The organism is Paenibacillus sp. KN14-4R (genome assembly GCF_052180255.1).
In the GTDB taxonomy this organism is placed as follows: domain Bacteria; phylum Bacillota; class Bacilli; order Paenibacillales; family NBRC-103111; genus Paenibacillus_AM.
This window is the reverse complement of the sequence record NZ_CP197466.1, coordinates 3,159,898-3,180,479: the sequence shown is the minus strand read 5'-3', so window position 1 is coordinate 3,180,479 and position 20,582 is coordinate 3,159,898. Positions and strand designations below refer to the sequence as shown.

At 42.6% G+C, this 20,582-nt stretch carries 23 protein-coding genes, 1 pseudogene and 1 other annotated feature; of the genes and pseudogenes, 10 read left to right on the top strand and 14 right to left on the bottom strand.

The features are described from left to right. The first annotated feature begins 13 nt into the window (after positions 1-13). Complete coding sequence (gene coaE / locus ACSBOP_RS15635; protein ID WP_442601450.1) at positions 14-610, top strand: dephospho-CoA kinase; 597 nt, start codon at positions 14-16, stop codon at positions 608-610. After that, the gene (locus tag ACSBOP_RS15630; RefSeq protein ID WP_442601449.1) at positions 607-1,182 is read left to right on the top strand and encodes a lytic transglycosylase domain-containing protein; all 576 of its coding nucleotides are present in this window, start codon (positions 607-609) and stop codon (positions 1,180-1,182) included. Before coaE ends, ACSBOP_RS15630 begins: the two co-directional genes overlap by 4 nt. Positions 1,183-1,253: 71 nt before the next feature. Here ACSBOP_RS15630 and ACSBOP_RS15625 read toward each other — a convergent pair whose 3' ends face one another. Beyond that, complete coding sequence (locus ACSBOP_RS15625; protein ID WP_442601448.1) at positions 1,254-1,469, bottom strand: small, acid-soluble spore protein, alpha/beta type; 216 nt, start codon at positions 1,467-1,469, stop codon at positions 1,254-1,256. A gap of 102 nt (positions 1,470-1,571) precedes the next feature. On the opposite strand from ACSBOP_RS15625, the gene nrdR reads away from it, so the two are divergent. Both nrdR and ACSBOP_RS15615 read left to right on the top strand, forming a co-directional pair. Next, entirely contained in the window at positions 1,572-2,048 is a 477-nt protein-coding gene (gene nrdR / locus ACSBOP_RS15620; RefSeq protein ID WP_442601447.1) for a transcriptional regulator NrdR, read from the top strand. A gap of 91 nt (positions 2,049-2,139) precedes the next feature. Further along, entirely contained in the window at positions 2,140-3,441 is a 1,302-nt protein-coding gene (locus ACSBOP_RS15615) for a purine/pyrimidine permease (RefSeq protein ID WP_442601446.1), read from the top strand. A gap of 171 nt (positions 3,442-3,612) precedes the next feature. On the opposite strand, the gene ACSBOP_RS15610 is transcribed toward ACSBOP_RS15615, so the two are convergent. The 3 genes and pseudogenes from ACSBOP_RS15610 to ACSBOP_RS15600 form a co-directional block, all read right to left on the bottom strand. Continuing rightward, on the bottom strand, positions 3,613-4,293 hold the full coding sequence (locus ACSBOP_RS15610) for a diphthine--ammonia ligase (protein ID WP_442604496.1): 681 nt from the start codon (positions 4,291-4,293) through the stop codon (positions 3,613-3,615). Positions 4,294-4,389: 96 nt separating this feature from the next. Then, positions 4,390-4,755 (bottom strand): annotated as a pseudogene (locus ACSBOP_RS15605) (GrpB family protein); the annotation flags it as partial. A gap of 201 nt (positions 4,756-4,956) precedes the next feature. Beyond that, on the bottom strand, positions 4,957-5,235 hold the full coding sequence (locus ACSBOP_RS15600) for a hypothetical protein (RefSeq protein ID WP_442601445.1): 279 nt from the start codon (positions 5,233-5,235) through the stop codon (positions 4,957-4,959). A gap of 118 nt (positions 5,236-5,353) precedes the next feature. Between ACSBOP_RS15600 and ACSBOP_RS15595 the strand changes: the two genes are divergently transcribed. Continuing rightward, positions 5,354-6,424, top strand: coding sequence for an undecaprenyldiphospho-muramoylpentapeptide beta-N-acetylglucosaminyltransferase (locus ACSBOP_RS15595; RefSeq protein WP_442601444.1), 1,071 nt, complete (start codon positions 5,354-5,356; stop codon positions 6,422-6,424). 107 nt (positions 6,425-6,531) lie between these two features. Here ACSBOP_RS15595 and ACSBOP_RS15590 read toward each other — a convergent pair whose 3' ends face one another. Next, positions 6,532-8,109 carry a 2-isopropylmalate synthase gene (locus ACSBOP_RS15590; protein ID WP_442604495.1) on the bottom strand — a complete coding sequence of 526 codons (1,578 nt, stop codon included), beginning with the start codon at positions 8,107-8,109 and terminating at the stop codon, positions 6,532-6,534. A 95-nt stretch (positions 8,110-8,204) separates the two neighbouring features. Continuing rightward, positions 8,205-8,435: a binding site (T-box leader), on the bottom strand. 163 nt (positions 8,436-8,598) lie between these two features. On the opposite strand from ACSBOP_RS15590, the gene ACSBOP_RS15585 reads away from it, so the two are divergent. Both ACSBOP_RS15585 and ACSBOP_RS15580 read left to right on the top strand, forming a co-directional pair. Next, positions 8,599-9,495 (top strand): ATP-binding cassette domain-containing protein, encoded by an 897-nt coding sequence (locus ACSBOP_RS15585; protein ID WP_442601443.1) that lies wholly within the window; start codon positions 8,599-8,601, stop codon positions 9,493-9,495. A 2-nt stretch (positions 9,496-9,497) separates the two neighbouring features. Further along, on the top strand, positions 9,498-10,286 hold the full coding sequence (locus ACSBOP_RS15580) for an ABC transporter permease (RefSeq protein WP_442604494.1): 789 nt from the start codon (positions 9,498-9,500) through the stop codon (positions 10,284-10,286). Positions 10,287-10,352: 66 nt separating this feature from the next. Here ACSBOP_RS15580 and ACSBOP_RS15575 read toward each other — a convergent pair whose 3' ends face one another. Further along, entirely contained in the window at positions 10,353-11,138 is a 786-nt protein-coding gene (locus tag ACSBOP_RS15575; RefSeq protein WP_442601442.1) for a TetR/AcrR family transcriptional regulator, read from the bottom strand. Positions 11,139-11,289: 151 nt separating this feature from the next. Here ACSBOP_RS15575 and ACSBOP_RS15570 point away from each other — a divergent pair, with 151 nt between their 5' ends. The 3 genes from ACSBOP_RS15570 to ACSBOP_RS15560 all read left to right on the top strand — a co-directional run bounded on the left by ACSBOP_RS15570 (position 11,290) and on the right by ACSBOP_RS15560 (position 13,000). Further along, positions 11,290-11,943 carry a cupin domain-containing protein gene (locus ACSBOP_RS15570; RefSeq protein WP_442604493.1) on the top strand — a complete coding sequence of 218 codons (654 nt, stop codon included), beginning with the start codon at positions 11,290-11,292 and terminating at the stop codon, positions 11,941-11,943. Between the two features lie 76 nt (positions 11,944-12,019). Beyond that, a complete protein-coding gene (locus ACSBOP_RS15565) occupies positions 12,020-12,523 on the top strand; it encodes a HugZ family pyridoxamine 5'-phosphate oxidase (protein WP_442601441.1) in 504 nt (167 codons plus the stop codon). A 162-nt stretch (positions 12,524-12,685) separates the two neighbouring features. Further along, on the top strand, positions 12,686-13,000 hold the full coding sequence (locus tag ACSBOP_RS15560; protein WP_442601440.1) for an antibiotic biosynthesis monooxygenase family protein: 315 nt from the start codon (positions 12,686-12,688) through the stop codon (positions 12,998-13,000). On the opposite strand, the gene ACSBOP_RS15555 is transcribed toward ACSBOP_RS15560, so the two are convergent. From ACSBOP_RS15555 to ACSBOP_RS15520, 8 genes are all read right to left on the bottom strand, one after another. Beyond that, positions 12,997-13,599 (bottom strand): hypothetical protein, encoded by a 603-nt coding sequence (locus tag ACSBOP_RS15555; protein ID WP_442601439.1) that lies wholly within the window; start codon positions 13,597-13,599, stop codon positions 12,997-12,999. The genes ACSBOP_RS15560 and ACSBOP_RS15555 overlap by 4 nt on opposite strands. 332 nt (positions 13,600-13,931) lie before the next feature. Then, positions 13,932-14,780: an RNA polymerase sigma factor SigJ gene (gene sigJ, locus ACSBOP_RS15550; protein ID WP_442601438.1), complete on the bottom strand. Its 849-nt coding sequence runs from the start codon at positions 14,778-14,780 to the stop codon at positions 13,932-13,934. Between the two features lie 32 nt (positions 14,781-14,812). Beyond that, the gene (locus ACSBOP_RS15545; RefSeq protein ID WP_442601437.1) at positions 14,813-15,997 is read right to left on the bottom strand and encodes an NAD(P)/FAD-dependent oxidoreductase; all 1,185 of its coding nucleotides are present in this window, start codon (positions 15,995-15,997) and stop codon (positions 14,813-14,815) included. Positions 15,998-16,073: 76 nt separating this feature from the next. Continuing rightward, entirely contained in the window at positions 16,074-16,781 is a 708-nt protein-coding gene (locus ACSBOP_RS15540; protein WP_442601436.1) for an SRPBCC domain-containing protein, read from the bottom strand. Further along, positions 16,782-17,090 (bottom strand): metalloregulator ArsR/SmtB family transcription factor, encoded by a 309-nt coding sequence (locus ACSBOP_RS15535; RefSeq protein WP_442601435.1) that lies wholly within the window; start codon positions 17,088-17,090, stop codon positions 16,782-16,784. Positions 17,091-17,205: 115 nt separating this feature from the next. Next, a complete protein-coding gene (locus ACSBOP_RS15530) occupies positions 17,206-19,044 on the bottom strand; it encodes a UbiD family decarboxylase (RefSeq protein WP_442601434.1) in 1,839 nt (612 codons plus the stop codon). Positions 19,045-19,469: 425 nt separating this feature from the next. Next, on the bottom strand, positions 19,470-19,931 hold the full coding sequence (locus tag ACSBOP_RS15525; protein WP_442601433.1) for a hypothetical protein: 462 nt from the start codon (positions 19,929-19,931) through the stop codon (positions 19,470-19,472). A 17-nt stretch (positions 19,932-19,948) separates the two neighbouring features. Beyond that, positions 19,949-20,515 (bottom strand): TetR/AcrR family transcriptional regulator, encoded by a 567-nt coding sequence (locus tag ACSBOP_RS15520; RefSeq protein WP_442601432.1) that lies wholly within the window; start codon positions 20,513-20,515, stop codon positions 19,949-19,951. Positions 20,516-20,582 lie beyond the last annotated feature (67 nt).

The window sequence follows — 20,582 nt, the reverse complement described above, 5'->3', positions numbered from 1 at the left end:
AGGGGGAGACTCGATGAATATCGGACTTACCGGCGGTATAGCTTGTGGGAAAAGTACTGTGGCTGCCAAGCTTGTACAGCTTGGGGCTATTCTTATTGATGCAGATGTTATTGCCCGTGAGGTAGTCCTACCTGGCACACCTGGTTTACAGCAAATAAAGGAGCGGTTCGGCCAAGAAGTTTTGAATGAAGATGGAACTTTAAATCGAAAAGCGCTCGGAAGCCTTGTATTTGGTAATGAAGTGAAGCGATTAGCTTTAAATGCGATCCTGCATCCGCTCATTCGAGCTAGAATTGAGAGTCGAATGACGGAGGAGCAGCTTGCTAATCCGGACAAGCTTGTTGTGGTGGACATCCCACTACTCTATGAATCCGGATATGAGGTCATTTTTGAACAAGTAATGGTCGTCTACATCCCTCGCGACAAACAAATAGAGCGATTAATGAGCCGAGATGGTTATAATATAGAAGAGGCGGAAAGCCGATTGCACTCCCAAATGAACATCGAAGAGAAGCGGCAGCGAGCAGATATTGTAATTGATAATCGTGGATCCATTGAAGCCACAGAAGAGCAGATCGAAACCTTTTGGAAGGGAATCGCATTCGAATGAGTTTTTTTCGGAAAAAACGATTTTTCGCGATACTTCTGCTTATCATTACATGTACGATGTTCGTCTTTTCGCAGACATTTTCAACTTTGCTCTATCCGATTCATTTTCGCACTGAAATCAAAAAACATGCAGAGACTTATAATGTAGATCCATTATTAATAGCTGCAATTATTCGTGTGGAAAGTAATTACAAACCGAATGAAACGAGTAAGAAAGGCGCACTCGGGTTAATGCAGCTTATGCCAGAAACCGCGAAATGGATCAATGAGCTTGGTAGACTGTCAGGATCAATGGATAATGTGATGGATGCCAATTTTAATATTCAGATGGGAACCTGGTATGTAAATTGGCTGCTTAATCAATACGATGGTAATATGGTCATCGCGGTTGCAGCTTATAATGCTGGACAAGGTAATGTTAAAAAATGGATACAAAACGGAACTTGGGATGGTACGGAGAAAAATTCTGTACAAATTCCATACGGTGAAACGCGACATTTTGTTCAACGTGTTTTGTACTATTATCATAAATATTATAAAATTTATGGTGTGAACTGGGACAAGGCCTCATAATGGTATTTGTCTGATTAAAAAAGAAGCGCTGAAGTTTCCTCCAGCACTCCTTCTTTGGTTGCCTTGGTGAATTAACGGCTTTGTCCTTGTCCAGCTAATTGTTGTTCAGCCATTTGGACTAGACGTTTTGTGATGTTACCACCGATGGAACCAGTGTCACGAGTAGCCATGTTGCCATAGTATCCATCTTGTGGGATAGTGATACCAAGCTCTTGAGCTACTTCATATTTCATTTGATCCAAAGCTGCATTAGCTTGAGGAACGATCAAAGTGTTGTTACCTGCCATGTGTGTTCACCTCCTCTTGGTTGGTAAATCTATTATGCTCGTTTTCTCAAGGTTCATTACAAGTAACAACTGGCAAATTCGAACAATTGTGAGGTGAGGAAAATGAAGTGTCCATATTGCGATCACTCAGGAACAAAAGTGTTAGACTCCAGAGCGGCTAATGAGAATAAATCGATTCGTCGCCGCCGGGAATGTGAGAAATGTCTGAAGCGATTCACAACTTTTGAAACCGTAGAAGAGACACCGCTAATTGTTATTAAAAAGGATGGATCACGAGAAGAATTTTCCCGTGAAAAAATGCTTCGCGGCTTGATCCGCGCATGTGAGAAAAGACCTGTCTCTATGGAGCGATTAGAGAAAATAGTGACTGAGGTAGAACTGCAGCTGCGTACAACAGCTTTAGCAGAAGTTGATTCGAGAGCAATAGGTGAAGTTGTAATGGAACAGCTGTATCCTGTTGATGAAGTGGCTTATATTCGATTTGCTTCGGTCTACCGACAATTCAAGGACATTAACATGTTTTTAAAAGAACTAACACAGATTCTTGGAAAGAATGAAGATGAACTGCCTAAGAAATAAAAAAGAGCGATCACACCGTCGATTTGGTCGACGGTTTTTTGTGGACTGAAGAAAGAGCGGGTTGTTCGAAAAGAAGATAGGAGTGTCACCAATGAAATTATTTTTTTCCTCGTTCCAATGGGTTGTATTCATTCTTGCAGGCAGTTTAGTCGCGCCAATTGCGGCTGGGCATGCTTTTGGGTTTCCGCCAGAAGATATATCCAGTATGATACAGCGAACTTTCTTGTTAATTGGCTTGTCGGGCTTATTGCAGACGATATTTGGCCATCGATTGCCGATTATGGAAAACCCGGCAGGGCTCTGGTGGGGGGTATTTACGGTTTATGCTGGACTAATCGCATCAGGTACTCTAGGTCTTTCGGTTGGTTTGCAGCAGCTTGAAATGGGCATGATCATAGCGGGTATTTTATTCGCGGTCATTGCATTGTTCCGCTGGACAGCTTCGATTTCGAAGCTTTTTACACCGCTTGTCATTGGTACATATTTGATTTTGCTTGTGGCGCAATTAAGCGGCTCTTTTATGAAAGGCATAATGGGGATTGGCTATTTATCCTCTACGGTAGTTAACTTACAAGTAGCCGTTCCTGCTATTTTAACCGTGATTATTGCAATGATTTTACCGCGAAGTCGGTTTGCGATCTTCCGTAACTATTCGATACTCATAAGCCTTGCAACAGGTTGGATCTTGTTTATGCTATTTGGTGTGAGTCAGCCACAGACACCCGTTGATACATGGTTCTCAGCTCCTAAGCCATTCGAATGGGGAGTACCGATGTTTGATTCTGGGATTCTGGTGACCTCGATCTTTATTAGTCTTTTGCTCCTGACGAATATGATCACAAGCATCAAAATAACTGCTGACGTTGTGAAAAGTAAAGGCGGGGATGTGCAGGATATTCCTTATAACCGTACTACGGCGATCATGGGGGTTAATAGTATGCTTGGGGGTGTATTCTCTGCGATGGGCTGTGTGCCGATCTCTGGTACAGCGGGTTTTATTCTAACGACGAGCATTTTCCAACGGCTGCCGTTTATTATAGCGAGTGTGTTTATGATAGGGATTAGTTTCTTCCCGACATTAACAGCATTCTTTTCTTCCATTCCGATGCCAGTTGGGTATGCAACAATTTTCGTTCCGTTTGCTTCGATGATTGGGCTTGGCTTAAAGGAGTATCGCAATATTGAACTCAATGATAAGAACCGGTTTATACTTGGGGTATCTTTGATGATCGGGATTGGTTGTATGTTTATTCCGGCGACAGCGATTGGGCAATTGCCAGGGTTGCTTCGGACAGTGGCGAATAATGGACTGATTCTGGGGATGGTAACTTGTATCGTACTGGAGCAAGTATATAAGCTAGTTGAACGGAAGAAGGCTGTTAAGGGGAGTTAATTAATTTATCTTATTGGAAAAGAATAACGTTTTTGAAAGTCGACGACGAGTCGTCTAAGTCCTTCCATCCGCTGTTGAAAATTTGTTCTCTTGATTAGATTAGAGGGTTAGAACAAATTTTCAAAGGCGGAACGCTTCGCTTTCCAGGACTTAGACGACTCTCTGTCGTTTTCAAGGATGATTTGCTTCATTATCTAACTCCAATGGCAGATATGCATATTTCTCATCCTTAATAATCGCACATTTGCGAACAGGTATAGGGTTTTTAAATAGGGGACCATCGATGACAGTCGTGTGGAACTCTCCACTTTCTCCGCAAGGGTCAATTCCTCGATCCTCAAGCTCTTTCACATACTCAAGGGTTAACGTACGCCCTAGATCCTCTTCGTTCATGCCTTTTGTTAAATTGACCGAGACGATGATTGTCACGAATCCCAAGCCGATGAATTGTTCAACCACTTCTCGATGACCCATTTCCCAAAGAGGCATCCCTAGTTTTAATCCTGCATTTTGTGTAACCCGATCAAGCCAGTTTCCATGTGCAGGAACATCGATATCCCCTGATACTAATACTTCTGCACCTTGTTGTTTAGCTTTCCCTAATAGTCGCATTAAGTTCGGTTCATATTCCGTCCAGCTTGTTGCAGCTGAAAAGATAGGTAATCCGATGGATTCAGCTTGAGCCTTGACGATTTCTTGCGGCATGCCGTGAGCTCTTGAACGTTGCCCTTCTTCCTCAAACATGACAATAAGTCCAAGGGCTTCTCCGACCTGCATCGCTTTATAGAGAGCTAGTGTACTATCTTTCCCGCCGCTAAAAGAAGCGATAAATTTGCGCCCGTTAGCACCCATTTTCCAATTGATCGTTTGCGTATGTAGTTCTGCTTTACTTAGAATATCTCGAACAAAATCGGTTTTGGCATTCACATAACTATCGATATCATAACGATGCTTAATGGCAAGTTGTTGTTTCAGTTCACCATAAGCATTGCGAGCATCGGTGTTGGCACGAAGGTAGTCGCGTAAGGCGATGTGTTCGAAATAGCCTTTGCCGTCTTTGGGGCAGACGTACAGATGGTATTTCATGTGCCCGTCGTCAAAAGTACGTTGGAATGCTTCGCGGCCATCGACGCCTAGATTGCCTTGATGTTCATAGCCTTCTTTGGCTAATCGTTCGATAATAGCAGGCAGTACTTCATAGGAATCAATGACGACATCCAGGTCAATGATTGGCTTAGCAGGTAAACCTTCTACGGAAGTACTGCCGACATGTTCGATGCGCAAGATAAGATCACCGATATAGGATTGAATCATGGCTTTAATTTCGGTAAAAGACTCTTTCCACGTGGGTTGGTAAGGTACGACATCGATAACTCTTGTTTTTTCTGCCATAGGAATTTCCCCTTTATTTCTTTGATAAATCAGACAATCAATATATTACCATAGAAACTAAATAAGCTGACGTGGATTAATTCCGCGCCAGCTTGTAGTATAATGTTTTTTGCGCCATAAGAGCTATGGTCCAAATAATAAAGTACCGATAAACCAATAAGCTGGAACAATCAGAAATGAGAGCAATGGTAATATCATCATTAAAATTGATTTGAAACTTTTCTTTATTTTATATGATAATAAGGAGAAAATAAAAGCAATAGGAACCAGTATACACTGAGCACTAAATGAGTAAATACCTCCGCGTGGAATATTAACTGCAAGGCAGAATAAAAACAATATGATTGTAAAAATAAGAATATAGATGGAAATACGCCAATAAACATTCGCTTTTTGTTCCATGAGAATCAATGCTCCTTTTAGATAAATAATAACACAACATTATTCCACAATATTCCAATAGTCAACTACTAAAAGGAATAATGGAATCAAATCATGATGAAATACGAGGATTATTTTGATGAAAAAAATTATGTTTACCGGTGGCGGTTCTGCTGGGCATGTTACTGTTAATCTGGCTTTGATGCCGCATTATCTGGAGCAAGGCTGTACAGTTGATTATATCGGTTCTGAAAATGGAATTGAAAAGCAGCTCGTAGCGTCACTTGTGGATGTGAACTATTTTCCAATCGCAACTGGAAAGCTGAGAAGGTATTGGAGTTGGAGTAATTTCAAGGACCCATTTAAAGTATGCAAGGGCGTTGTGCAAGCTTATCAGATTATCAAGTCGCGCAAACCTGATCTCATATTTTCAAAAGGTGGTTTTGTCTCGGTTCCGGTCATTCTTGGTGCACGCTTAAATAAAGTACCGATTATTATTCATGAATCAGATATTACGCCGGGACTTGCGAATCGAATCGCAACTCGTTTTGCGACAGCGGTATGCACAACTTTTTCTGAAACGGCAAGTGAGCTAAAAGAGGGAACGAATAGTTACCATGTTGGAGCGATTATGCGTCCAGAGATTATGGGAGGAAGTGCGGATAAAGGCAGGCGATTATACGGATTCAATCCTAACAAACCTGTCTTATTGATTATGGGCGGAAGCCTAGGTGCGCAAAGTATCAATCGTGTAATTCGAGAGGCATTGCCCCAAATTATGAAGCAATTCCAAGTTATTCATCTATGTGGGAAGAATCAATTAGACCCTTCAATTACGAATCCTGATTATCGACAGTTCGAATATTTGGATCAAGAGCTACCTGATGTTCTGGCGATGGCGGATGTCGTCGTTTCAAGAGCAGGCTCCAACTCGATATTCGAGTTCTGTGCACTGCATAAGCCTATGCTGCTGATCCCGCTTTCCGCTAAACAGAGTCGAGGTGATCAAATACTGAACGCACGTTCTTTTCAAAAATCGGGTTATTGTGAAGTGCTGGAGGAAGAAAACCTGACTGTCGATTCCTTAATGAAGGGGATCACCGGCTTATATGCCAATCGATCAAAATACATCACCAATATGCGCGCAAGCAAACAGTCCAATGCACTCAGTTATGTACAAGAGATTATCGGAACGTATGCGAAAAAATAAAAAACGGCATCGCTGCCGTCGTTAAAAAACTTTGCAAAGAGGGTAGTTCTAAGTCCCGGGAAAGCGAATGGAGGGACTTAGACTACTCGCTTATTCACCTGCTCACTCTATTCAGCTATCAAGAACGCCTCATCATTCTCCTGCTGCATATCTTCTCTATTCGATGCATCGAGCAAGATTGCATTGATCCCATTCAAGAACGCCTTGCCACTTGCTTTGATAATATCCGTATCCATCGCACGGCCTGAATAGACTTTACCATCATACTCGACACGAATGTTTACTCGACCAATTGCCTCTTTCCCGCGGGATAAACTGTTGATTTTGTAATCTTTAAGTTGTACATCAAGTCCCACAAGTTGGCGAATCACGCTGTACAGCGCATCAATCGGACCGTCGCCCACGCTGCTGCCCTTCAGCGTCTCAGCGCCCTTTTTCAACTTTACGGTTGCCGTTGGATACAGGTCGTTGGTAACAACTTGGAAAGATTCCATCTCGTATAGATGGTTATCACTTGCTTCTAGTGTGCGGTGATTGGTAACTAAGTAGAATACGTCGTGATCATACACTTCTTTCTTCGCATCGGCTAATGTTAGGAACTTCTCGAAAAGTTGTTCAAAGTCATCTGCGTCATTTGTATCGAAGCCCATTTTTTCAACCGCATTCTTAAAAGCGTGACGGCCGGAGCGAGCAGTAAGGATCAGCTCCATGCTGTCTGCGCCGACTTCTTCTGGTGACATGATTTCATAGACTTGTTTATCCTTGAGCAGTCCATCCTGATGAATACCAGAGGAATGAGCAAAGGCGTTCTCGCCTGTAATGGCCTTATTTACTTGCACATCAAGACCAGTTAAGTGGCTTACTAGTCTGGATGTACGAAGCAACTCGTGGGTATTGATACCCGTATGACAGTTATAATAATTTTCACGCACTTTAATGCCCATGACGACTTCTTCAAGTGAAGCATTGCCTGCACGTTCTCCTAAGCCATTGATCGTAACTTCAACTTTCTCAGCGCCATTTTTAATCGCTTGCAGTGTATTGGCTGTTGCCATTCCAAGGTCATTATGACAGTGAACACTGAGAATGACTTTATCGTTTAGATTTTTCAAGCGATCATTAATTCGACGAATGAGATCCCCGAACTCCTCTGGAACGGCATATCCCACTGTATCCGGTACGTTAATCATCGTTGCCCCAGCTTTAACAACACCTTCAATCGTACTCCATAAGTATTCAAAATCGGATCTCGATGCATCTTCCGTCGAGTATTGAACATGAGGGAGTAGGGTTTTGGCATACTTTACAGCATCAATCCCCATTTGCAAAACATCTGATTTGGAACGATTAAATTTCTTCTCCACATGGATATTGGATGTACCCAGCACGACATGAATAAGTGGATTCTGTGCAAGTCGAATACTTTCGTATACGGCATCGATGTCACTTTTAACTGCACGAGCAAGCGCAGTGATGGATACACTGTCGCCAACACTTCGAGCAATTTCTTGTACCGCTTGAAAATCTCCCACTGAAGAAGCAGGGAAGCCTGCTTCGATTATATCTACATGCAGCCGTTTAAGTTGCTGAGCAATTTCGATTTTTTGATTCAAGTTAAGTTTAGCCCCTGGTACCTGTTCACCATCACGCAATGTAGTATCAAACACAATAATTTTACGACTCATCATTAATTCCTCCTAAGTCTTGTTAATTTGTATTTATATGTGAAGCGGGGCCAGTTAAATCCGGATTTTAACCAACAAAAAACCCCGTCTCTATGTATAGAGACGAGGTTGAACCCGCGGTACCACTCTAATTCATTTCTTGCGAAATGAGCTTAATTCGATGGCTAGCACCATCTATCCTTGTAACGGTGGAATTCCGGCATACCCTACATGATCAGGCAGCAGTTCATAGACGAGTTCGAAATGCACGACATTACCGTTTCACACCAACCAACGGCTCTCTGGAAAGTCATTTCACTTCTACTATTTCTAATCGCAACGTTTAGATATCCAATTAATTAAAACTGATTGTAGGATAATCATAATATTTTGTCAATAGTGAGTTGCAAGAAAATTTTTTTACGAGGAATGGTTGATAAATAATTGTATATGTCATATATTGTTTATATAATACACAATTTAATGAGCGGTTTAGAGAGGAGATTGAATATGAGTGGGTTTGCAATTGAAGTGGTTGGTTTAAAGAAAAAGTTTGGTAAGCAAGTTGTACTCGATGGTGTTGATCTTAAGGTTCCAACAGGTTACGTCTATGCACTTCTTGGACCTAATGGAGCAGGTAAAACGACGTTGATTAACATCTTGTCCACTTTAGTGACGGCAGATGAAGGGAATGTAAGAGTAGCAGGATATGACGTACGTAGTGAAGCCAATGAGGTGAAGCGTTCGATCAGTCTTACTGGGCAATTCGCAGCTGTGGATGAGATTCTAACGGCGGAAGAGAATTTGAACATGATTGGCAGACTGTGTGGTCTTACTTCAGAACAGTCTGCCATGCGAACCGCGGATCTGCTTGAACATTTTAACCTTGTTGATGCAGCGAAAAAGCAAGTCAAGACATACTCAGGAGGTATGCGTCGAAGACTGGACCTTGCAATTAGTCTTGTCGTGAATAGACCTGTGCTATTCCTGGATGAGCCGACAACGGGGCTAGATACAACGAGTAGGCGTGCACTGTGGGAAGTTATTTTAGAGTTAAAAAAACAAGGTATCACAATCTTCCTCACCACGCAGTATTTGGAGGAAGCGGATCAATTAGCAGATAGAATTGCGGTGATCACTGGTGGGCGGATTGTAGCAACGGGTACAGCAGAGGAACTCAAGTCTCAAGTGGGCGGTGAGGTCATTGAACTACGAAATGCTAAGGATGATGTGATTCGCACAATTCCAACAACCGGCAGCATCCAAGATATTCGCTTCACCTTGAATGAATTAGCAAGCAAAGTCCCACAAGATACGAAGATAAGTCTTCGTAAACCAAGTATGGATGACGTGTTCTTAGCTCTCACAACGAATAAAACAAACAACTTGGAGGAGTCGATCTCATGAATATGAAACATACGGTTACACCGGAACGATTCGCATCATTTGCTACTGTGAATGCGATCTTTATCGGACGGAGTCTTCGACTTAGCTTACGCAATACGGAGCAACTCATCATGGCCATCATGCTTCCGATCATGTTGATGCTGCTATTCACCTTTGTGTTCGGCGGGGCTATTGAACCAGAGGGAAACTATGTGAATTATGTCGTACCAGGTATTATTCTACTTTGCGCAGGATTCGGCTCATCCAGTACGGCTGTTGATGTCGCTCATGATATGACAAATGGGATTATTGATCGGTTCCGAACGATGCCGATTCAGAGCATGGGTGTTGTCACCGGGCATGTTGTTGCTAGTCTAGCGCGTAATCTGCTTGCTACCTGCATTGTCATTGGCGTAGCACTACTTGTTGGATTCACACCATCTGCCGGTGTTATGGGGTGGCTAGGCGCACTTGGGATCATAGTCTTATTCATCCACACGTTCACATGGTTATTTGCTGCCATTGGCTTAATGACAGGCAGTCCGTCCGCAGCTAGTGGTTATGGGTTTGCATTGCTCTTTCTCCCGTATATATCGAGTGCCTTCGTTCCAACTAATACGATGCCGACTTGGTTACAAGGCATTGCGAATCATCAGCCGATCACGCCGGTCATTGAGACGATTCGTGGACTGCTCACTGGCACTCCTTATCAAGATCAGGTAGGCTGGGCAATTGGGTGGTGCATCGCGCTTCTTCTAATTGCCATTATATGGAGTGTCTACGCATTCAATCGGAAGGCAGGAAGAAGATAATTATTACGTGTATTCGAATAAAAAACAGCAGTTCGGCATTTTGGCGAATTGCTGTTTTTTTGTAGGTTAGTCTATTTTCTTTTTGGGGTTATTCAGATAATGTTCGATGCCATCGAGAATGCGCTCAAGACCAAAATCGAAGTCATCGATTTCATCAGGTTCACTCTCTCCTGTATATACACCTGACATGACAACAGGTTGTAAATAGGGGTAACGATCTTTTTTCACCAAATGCTTAAGAGCATCTGTATAATCATTTCCTCTAATCGCATTAGGACTTACTCCAGCTTGAATGGCCTTTTCAAAGCCTGCTGAGATGATACCAACTGAACGAGCATAACTGCTCAACAGAAGGATAATGGACATTTTTTCATAATCACTAAGGGAGAAATGACGCATCGCACGTAATCCCCAATTGACGAAATCTAGATTATTAGGCGTAAGTGGAATACTTGAGACAGGGATCTCACCGAACCAAGAGTGCTTCTGAAATATTTGAATGCTAGCTCGCACATAAAGACGCATTTCTTCACGCCAGCCGATAGAATCATCGATTGGTGGGAGCTCAATTTTACAAATTGCTTCCTGCATAAGTTCCAGTAAGTCGTCCTTGCTTGTAATATATCGATACAGTGACATAGGTGTGAATCCAAGCGAAGCTGCAACTCGGTTCATCGATACAGCAGCCAATCCATCTTGATCGGCGATTTGGATGGCAGCTTCTACAATTTTATCAATGCTAAGTTCACCTTTGGGACCACGTTTAGGTTGTTTGATAAACCCCCAAGAAAGGGCGACACCATTAGGTAATTTTTTAATATCTTCATTTTCTAACCATTCGTCGCTAGGCATATTATTCTTCTCCTACGAAATTGTATATTTAATAAACAGTATATCATATTTTATGATTTTTCCAGTAACAATGACGCACTTTCATGTAGGCCGACACATAAGATATGCAATCAGGCTAGTGCCCACTAAGGATTGAAAGGTAGTGAAAACAGTGTCGGTATCCTATATGGACTATACTTCGCCTCATGCACAATTTACGTATGATTTGAAGAATAATTTATTTTTCAAAAAGAATAATCAGAATTTCATTAATGCGCTCTCGATTGATCAACTCAATACACTAGGAAATGTATCTTTGTTAGATATTTATCTCAGTACGGGAAATATTGTCGAGCCTCACACACATCAGAACGCCACAGAGCTTGTGTATTGTATATCAGGTGCAGCTGTCGTTTCATTAATTAATCCATTTACGAAGACGCTAAATCATTTTCCCATTCACCCCGGTCAAGTTGCGAATGTGCCGCAAGGCTGGTGGCATTATGAAGTTGCTTCAGAAGATAACACGCATCTACTCGCGATATTTGATGCGCCAGTTCCAGAATTTATTGCTGGTTCAGATATGCTGCGCTTGACACCTGCAAATCTACTTGCTAGGTCGTACTGCCTGAATGCGGATATGGTGGAAGAAACGCTCGCACCCATTACGTCAACTGTGGTTATTGGACCGCCTAATGATTGCAAGACAAGTCGGGTAGGAAAAGCGGTTATTCATCAGGTGGAAATGCAATATGAGAGAGATCGGCGTCCACAAAAACCAGTAATTGGAAATGGGTGGAAATATTCAAATGATATTGAAATTTAAGTTGTAAAAAAGTATTGATAATAATAATCAATATCAATATAATGAAATAGAAATAGTTGGAAAATGGAGGGATCCGATGAAGCAACTGGACAAACAGCAGATCAAGCTACAATATGTAACATTTGTGAATGGCCTTAAAACATTAATGCTTAGTACCGTGGACGAAGACGGAAAGCCATTTATCTCCTACTCACCCTTTGTGAAGAAAGGTGACAAGTTATACATCTATATCAGCCAGATTGCGAATCATTATCGGCATATTGAGCACACACCTTCCGTTGATGTTATGCTTATTGAGGATGAGTCAAAGTCAGGGAATTTACTCGCTCGTCAGAGGGCACGTTTTGAATGTACCGCTATAAAAGTGGAAGACGAGGGGCATGAGGATATTTACGAACTGTTGGATCAAGCTTTTGGCAAGATGATCGGGGTGCTGCGAGGACTCGATTTCTCATTGTTCGAGCTTACCGTTCGAGAAGGCCGTTATGTTGCAGGCTTTGGTCAGGCATTTGATATTGATCTATCTGGAGATAGATTCGAACATGTAGCTCGTGATGGACATAAACCAGCTAGTAAGTAATAAGCCTTCATTCCAGCAAATAATAAGTGATAGACAGCAGCTTTATGTATAACCTTACGATTGTCAGTTATCGTAAGGTTTTTATTTTCCCACGTCTAATTGACAATGATAATCTTTATCAATAGAATGAAAGCAAATCCATTCAAAGGGGAGTGTCATTACATGTTTATAGAAACGAAAACCATCATCGTGAAGGAAGGAACTTCCGATAAGGTTGTTCAAAGATTTAGCCAACCAGGAATCATTGAGCAATCCGAAGGTTTTATTGATCTTAGTGTATTAGTGAAGAAGAGTCGGAGAGGTGATGAAGAAGTTATTGTCATGATTCGTTGGGAATCAGAAGAAGCATGGAAGAAATGGGAGACAAGTGAAGCTCATATTGAAGGTCATCGTCAGAGCCGTGGGCAACCTAAGCCTGATCATGTCATTAGTGTTAGTCATGGTACATATGATGTGAAAGCGACTAAGGGTGCTTAAGAGGAGCCACTGAGCGAGATGCCTGATTCATAGTGTTGGAGAAACTCAATTGTGTTATAGATTATTTCAGAAGCTTCGGAACGTGTGAGTGCACTTCTGGGATGAAGAGCATTGTTCTTATCAAGTGACATGATCTTTGTTAGGAGCAGTGTTTGAATGGGAGTGAAATCAGCTTTCTTCCCTAAAGCTTGGTATAGCAAGTTGTAGAATACTTGCTTCGTCATTGTGCGGCTTGGATCGACATCCTTAGGGATATCCAGACCGTTATAATACGCGATAACGAAGGAGTCTGAAAACCAGGTACGATCAGGCAAGTTGGTGTAATAATCGCTGGCAAGAGGTTGCTTGATGAATTTAAGATTATCTAAATTCAGCTTCAAGCCTTTGACAATTAGTTGCACACCTTGTGCGTAAGTCAGCGTACCCATTGGATCGAAGTGAAGTTCATCGATACCGCTCACAATCCCATTTTTAAACAGGGACTCGATCTTGCTCTCTGCAGGATGCCCTTGTAAATCATCGAATGCAAAAGCAGAACTGCTCAGGGACAACATGATGGATAAAGATAAAGTTAACAATACACTCATTTTTTTGATCATTCTGAATCACCTCAATATTACTGACGATAGCATTTAGAAAATGTTTCAATTTTATGATGATCGATATGATGATTACATAATTGTGAAATGAAATGAATGACTGGCAGCAACTGTTTAAACGAGCTAATGAAAAACCATAGCAAATATGAGATGTGGGGAAATGCCGGATCGATAGGTTCCTTTTTGTTCTACATCCGGCACTCGACACCTATATTATTGGTAATTTAAATCATTTTCGATATCATCGTCATGGTTTAAGAGTGTTTCACACGATAAGCAAGCTTTCGTGATTGAAATGCCGCCCATCTGATTTTTTAGATGAACGGCTCTTATTATTTTATGAACATTAATTTATCAGGGTTACTTACGATATAAATGTTCTGTAGTAGTCCGTTTTTGAGGAAAAAATGGACCACAGACGTGATGCTGCCATCAAACCGAATCATAACGCGTGTTTCATTATGGCAGGTGACGAGCTCGAATGAGGCGTTTTTATTAGCCTCTTTTCGCATAAGGCCGAGCAAGAACTTGGCAACAACTTCTCGGGTTTGGATAGGGCGAATTGCAGCAAATACTTTACCCCCGCCATCAGATAGAAGAACAGCATCTTCGGCGAGCAGAGACATGACAGTGTCAGCACGCCCCTTGGAAAGCGCAGCGAGGAACTGATGCATCCATTCCTGTTCAACCGCTTCTGAATGTTCGAGATCACCTTCCGATACACCCATTTTCCGACGGGCACGACTCATCAACTTTCGGCAGTTCATCTCGCTTTTTCCTGTCAACTCAGCAATAGCCGGATAATCAAAGGACAGCGCTTCACGAAGGACGAATACAATACGCTCTGCTGGAGTAAGTCGTTCTAATAATACGAGCATGGCGTATGATAGCGTGTCATCAAGGACAACCGTATCATAACTCTCATCAAATGATAGGGGTTCTGGTAACCAGGGGCCTACATATTGCTCGCGGCGTCTTTTCGCTGATTTCAGCTGGTCGAGGCAGTGGTTGGTTACCATTTTACATAAAAAGGCTTTGGGTTCGGTTAGCTTCTCAGGGTCAACGCTATGCAATTTAACAAACACATCTTGTACAGCATCTTCTGCATCCGATACAGAACCGGTCAATTGATAGGCAAGTCGGAATAGTAGTCCTTTGTGCTGCTCATAAAGCTCGATCATCTTCAGGCCTCCAGCTCCTTTTCTTGATTGATTTAACGAATGAAACTAACGTAATTCCAAATATATGTTTTGATTTTAGCGGCAAGCTTGCCGGTAATGATGATGTCAATTCCCCATTTACGCGCCCAAGTTAATCCACGGCCCGGTCCCAAACCAATTGCATAGTAATCCATTAATCCTTTATGGAAGGGGGCATGTTGACCAGACAAATCGGCATCTATGATCAATCCAAGTCGCTGCGCTTGCGGGATGGCTTCTTTACAGGTCATGTGGTCGGCTTTACCGGTTGTTGGGTCTACAATGTGTGCACAGTCCCCAATGCTATATACGCCTAACATGCCTTGAACGCGATAGCTCTTGTCTATTTTTACCTTTCCACTTGAAGTTAGGGGCAATGCCATGTCGCGGAGCATCGGATTTGGAGCGGTTCCAAGTGTCCAGACGGTTAATCCGACCGGTAACGAATCTCCTTCCGACAACAACAATTGTCCATTCACCTCACACATTGCTTTACGGCGATTGTGGACGGTTACACCGCAATCAGCCAGGTAATCTTCTAATTTGTGCCCGACTTTTTCGGGACCTTCTAAGAATAATCTAGATTTTGTATTTAGTAGAAGGACACTGATTTCAGTGGGATCAAGCCCCAATGATGCAGATTCAGACTTCATGGCGTGTGCCAGCTCAGCTGCTGTTTCAATTCCTGTAATGCCTGCACCCGCAATAGCAACAGTCATTAAGCGTCGACGTTCCTCTTGATTAGATTCAATCGTAGCAAGCTTTAAATTTGCAAGCCATTTCTCTCGAATTTGGGCCGCTGATTCTAAGTTAGTTAATGCAATTCCACCTTGCTCGGGTTTACTTTGACGTGAAATACTCCCAACTGCGACGACTAAGATGTCATAGCCAATTAATTGCTCTGTTCCTTCCACATCTCGGTAACAAAGCTGTTTGTTCGGACTATCTACACGCTTGGCTTCGCCTTGTATAAAATGTACCCCTTCTGGGATTACTTGTTTCCATGGTACAGTAATTTTCTCTCCTGCGGTTGCGGGTTGGAATAACAAAACTTTTCTAAGATGGGCTGACTGTTTATCCATAAGAATGATTCGCATGTGCGGGTTGTTCTTTTTTTTCTGATGTGCTTCTTGAATCGCTTTTACAGCATGAATCCCTGCAAACCCTCCACCAATTACGATACATGTAACTTCTTTCATTGATTTCCACACTCCTCTTTTTTCTTTTGCTAATAGAACGAGGAGGGGGGATTTTTTGTGACAAAGTGGTTGAAATTTATGAGACAGTTTTAGCACCAAACGGGGCAGTATTTACAGTAAACGCTTGCTGTACATCATCACGGAGAACGGTGATTAGTAGAGATTGACCTGGGTTAACCATCGTCACGACACTTTCAAAATCGTTAAATGACTGGACGGGGTATTCATTTATGCCGATGAGGATATCGCCCGTATGGAGAACGCCTTCCGATGGTGTACCTTTGGTGATTCCCACAATGATAGAACCTTTCTGGCTGCCTTCAAGCAGTGTACGATGGTGAACCCCAATCCAACTTGTCCAAAATGTATGGCGAAGGTCTTGATCTTCTTCGAGTACACTCTTCATATTACGGAAAAATTGCTCCGTGCCAAATGCCATGTCCTCCATGATCCTAAAGCCCATTTCTCCTGTCCATACTCCCGTATACTCAAGCCCAACAAGTGTACCCCCGTCGACAGCTTCGATCGTCCAAATGGTTAGATCCTCATTCTCATCTTTAAAAATAAGCCTCACATTCTCTTCCATCTCGATAATCGTCCCCGAATATAAGACCCCCCAACCATAATCCAGTTCGACCTTACCTCCAAGTGTCAGATCAATGGAGCAGCTTCTCGTTTCCCAACGATTCAACTCCTCCGGTACTGTGAGTGCTTTCCAGACCCGTTCTGGGGATCTCCGGATAAATATTTCTCTCTTAAGACTTGTGATCGGTGAATCGAACATTTACATTTCCTCCTCCAAGTAGTGTTTGAGTCCAGCAAGTTTCTTCTCCAAGACAAGACCCAATTCACGCTGCAGATGTGAGAACTGATGCTGATACACCGGCGTGTTCAAACGGTAAAAGCAATACTTGCCCTGCCTTCTTTCAAGCAGAAGATGCTCCTCTTGCAATATCGCGAGATGTTTCTTGATGGCTGGTTGTGAAATCGAAAATGCGGCAACGATGTCTGACTGCGTACATTCACGCTCAGCAACCATGTGTAATATTTTTCTTCGGATTGGATCTGCAATTGCTCGATAGATGTCAGTCATGATTTCCTCCAATCAGATAACCTTTTGGTTATATATAATATATATAAAATCGATCAGCTTGTAAATATTGAAAAAAGCCACCGCAAGGGGTGGCTAGAATTTTTTTCATCAAAAGTTAGGAAATTGAAATTTTCTCTAAGCTCCCGCCTTTGGCAAACACACGCTTTATACTCTCTTCAACGGCAGGGTTTGGAATGAGCGGTGGTGCTTGGTGCGGCTTCGTACGCGCATCAATGATGATATTATCGCAACCCCAATGTTTGAACGAGTAGGAACTATTTACCCCATACATATCATGAGAGGGATTACTGCGTGTGAAGGTCACCCATAGGAAATTATCAATCGTTTCACTTAAAAATTCACTGTCATCACATAGAATGATCATTGGACAGCTAGAGAGCGTACCTCTGGCTTGAATTGCTTTACATAGCTTGTTGATTTCAAGTTCGGCATCTGGGTAAGTGGTAAATGCTGACCCTTGAATTGCGACGATTCCCGGCATGATCAAGTTCACATGTTCAAAGCCTTGTAAATCTTGCAGCTGTTCAGGGACTTCCTGACAAAGTTCCCGCTTCTTATCACCAACGGCTGCAAGGACAACTTTACTACCCGTATTAAAGCCTGTCCCGGAGTAATCCAGGGTATCAATTGTCGTATTCGTTTGAAAATGAAGGTCTCGACGCAGATCGATCCGTTCCAGCATATACGCAAGAAATTCTTCCATCCGGTGTGTGCTGATTGGTTGTTTTTCTTCGGCCGTAATGAATAAGAACTTGGCTAGACTTAACTGACCTGTCCCTAGGATTCGATTCGCTTGGGTCAGAATTTCCATAGGCTGCTTCACTTGCTGATAGGGTGTATAGCGTTCACTACCAATGGCGAAGAGCAGGGGATGCACACCCGCTGCATCGACGGCGTGAACTTCTTTGACACCTGGAATTTCTTGTCGAATCGCACTGCCTGTTAATTCATGAATCAGCTCGCCGAATGCCGTGTCTTCCTGAGGCGGACGACCAACGACCGTGAATGGGAAGATCGCATTTTCGCGGGCATATACCTTATGAATCTTAAGCACAGGAAACTCATGAATTAAGCTGTAATAACCCAGATGATCACCGAATGGTCCTTCTGGTTTTGTCTCGTTCGGATGCAGTTCACCTGTAATGACAAAATCAGCATCATGGCTAATGCAATACCCATCCACATAGCTGTAACGGAAATGACGTCCTGACAGGAGACCTGCAAAGGTTAATTCGCTCATTCCTTCGGGCAGCGGCATAATGGCAGATAGGGTATGAGCAGGGGGACCGCCAACGAAAATACTCACTTTCAGTGGTTGACCCAGCTTATTGGCTTTGTCCTGATGGACACCAATTCCCCGATGAATTTGGTAATGGATGCCGACTTCTTTATTCACTTCATATTCATTGCCTGTTAGCTGAATTCGGTACATCCCTAGATTGGAGTTCATAATGCCCGGTTTCTCTGGGTCTTCGGAATAAACTTGCGGCAGCGTGACGAACGCGCCTCCATCGCCTTGCCAATGCTTAATAAGCGGCAGGTCTGAGATTTGAATTTCTTTAAATCCAGATGGACCGCTGCTCATCTTTTTGAGAGGTAGAGCTGTTCTTGCCGCCAAACCTGTACCCACATATTTAAAAGGGTTCTTCAGTGCTTTCATCGGATCATTGCGTAAGGAGATTACGTTTTGCGTGGAATCCCATGTATCTCTAAAAATAAATTTGCTGCGCTCAATCGTACCAAAAAGGTTAGATACCGCAGGGAACATTGAACCTTTTACATTTTCAAAATATAAAGCTGGACCGCCTGCCGCATAGACTTTCATATGTATAGCAGCCATTTCGAGATTCGGATCAACCTCTTCTCGGATACGAACCAAATGACCGTGTTTCTCTAAATCAAGGATACACTCTTCTAAATTTCGATATCTCATGGGTAAACTCCAATCTCTAGAAAATAAGAACGATGTATATGATCTATTATGTGAAAAAAGAAATCAAATCACAAGCGAATGGAGGGTAACGCATGAAAAAAGCTGTAAAAATCGTTGGAATCACTCTCATTCTGCTGCTGATCGGTGGAATATGGCAGGATAGAATGACGCATATGGAAATGGAGCGGGTGACTTGACGATAGAACCGTGGATGCAATTGTGGAGGAACTACATGAATTAGTGGAGAAAGCGCATGGCTCGATGGTGGTAGTCCAGAATACTATGCAAGCGAGATGGAGATTAAGGCAGGAATTGTGAATCGATTTACAGCAACGTTACGTGTAACAGGAATTGCGAGATTACTAGGAGCGATTGGGAGAAGGTGCAAAGGCAGCTCCTGCATTGGTCCAATAAAGAGGAAGTTCTTAAGCAAATACTTGGGGCACTGCATCTACAAATGAAATAATGGCTGAACCTAGGATGAGAAAATGAAGAATCATGTGTTCCAGATTAGGACGAGGGTTGTTCTTGAAGTGAGGTAAGATGATAATCGTTCTGGAAAAAATTCGTTCGTATACTTGCGGCCATGTTTCGTTATTTGGCATTTTGTATACGGCTATACCCGTTAGATAGGGAAGCCACCAACTGAGAACAGCACCGACGACGACTAACGTCCAAATTAATCCGCCAATACCGATTAAAAGTGGGATGCGAGTTAGGGTGAGAATGATTGGGATAACCATGATAATACCGTTAATAAGAGCTTCATTCCGGCGCTCTTGGATGGAATAATGGCGAACGCCGTTAAAGGGGTAAAAATCGAATCGAGTTGTTAGTTGGTGATACACAAGAGTTGCAATTTGGAGCAAAAGTAAACTTAAATACATAATTAATTCCTCCCTTATTATTCTTGGAACTGCAGTTTAAATCCGTTAATCATGGCAGTGATACCGGTCTCAAACCATTGATCATAGTAATGAACTGGTGCTGTAGGAGGTTCTGGCCAATTGCCGACCTCAGCAAGGGCATGACCAATGACGAACACAGCGATGGATTGGATAACGAAAAGGACTTGCTCTTCATTCGCTGTTGTCTTTTCCATTGCTACTATTAATGGCATAGCTAGTTTCCTACTGACTTCTTCCGAGACCGAGTGAGTGGCCACAAGGGAAACTATACCGGGGTGTGCTCGTAATATCTCCCGATAGTTTGTGGCAAACGTATAGAAAGTTTTCGTCCATGGCTGTGACTCTTCAAATGGAGTAATCGCCTTGGTGCTTACCGCATCGATCACTTTCTGAATGAGTACGTTCTTGTTCGGAATGTGATGATAAAGTGATGCAGCCTCTACATGTAAGGATGCACCAAGCTTACGCATGGATAATCCGGACACACCTGACGAATCCAATATGGCAAGTGCGGCTTGAATGATACGCTCGTGACTTAGGGGCTCTTTTGGTGAAATAGACATAAAGTGGTTCCTCCTTGGATATAACCTAACATCGTTAGATTAACACCGTTAGGTTATAGTGTCAAGG